Annotated in this window: 1 protein-coding gene; it reads left to right on the forward strand. The window is 74.8% G+C overall.

Features of this window, described 5'->3' with window-relative positions; all coding sequences use genetic code 11:
- On the forward strand, positions 1-591 hold a 591-nt coding region (locus QR78_RS35305; RefSeq protein ID WP_048431620.1), incomplete at both ends, for a hypothetical protein.

Below are 591 nucleotides of genomic sequence, written 5' to 3' on the forward strand. Positions count from 1 at the left end.
CGCCGCGACGGTCGCCCAGGCCTCGTCCCTCGCGGAGCCGATCCCGGAGGTGACGGAGGCGCGCCTCTCCGGGCCGAGCCGCATCGCCTTCCGGATCAATCCAGACGATGCCCAGCCGGAGCGGGCCGGCGGCGCCATCCCGTACTCCCTCGAAGGCCTCACAGATTGGGGCAGCATGGACATGGCGGTCGTGCGGCGGGCCGAGCGGCTCGTGCAGCAGCCGGTCGATGGCCGCCTCCCGCCCCGGTGGCAGCGCGGGGTCGTCCTCGACAACGCGGCAGCGCTCGCCTTCCAGGGCTTCACCCGTGCCGACCGCCTGACGCAGGCCGCCGATGCGATCGAAACCGCCTCGTCCAAACCTGGCGATCCCGATCGGCGCCCGAGCCGGGTCTCGGCGATGGTCCGGATGGCCGAGGTCCACGGGTCGTCGCGCGCAGCCCCGGACGCGTTCGAGACCGCGCTCGAACTCCCCGCCCGGCTGTTCCTGTCCCCGGCCCAGACGGCGACGTGGAAGACTCCCTCCCCCGGCATCCGTCGCGCCCTGGCCGCTCTGCCGCCCCTGTCCGGCGCGGCGGATGCCGGGGGAGGGAG

Origin of the sequence: Methylobacterium indicum (assembly GCF_001043895.1) — a bacterium.
Taxonomy (GTDB): domain Bacteria; phylum Pseudomonadota; class Alphaproteobacteria; order Rhizobiales; family Beijerinckiaceae; genus Methylobacterium; species Methylobacterium indicum.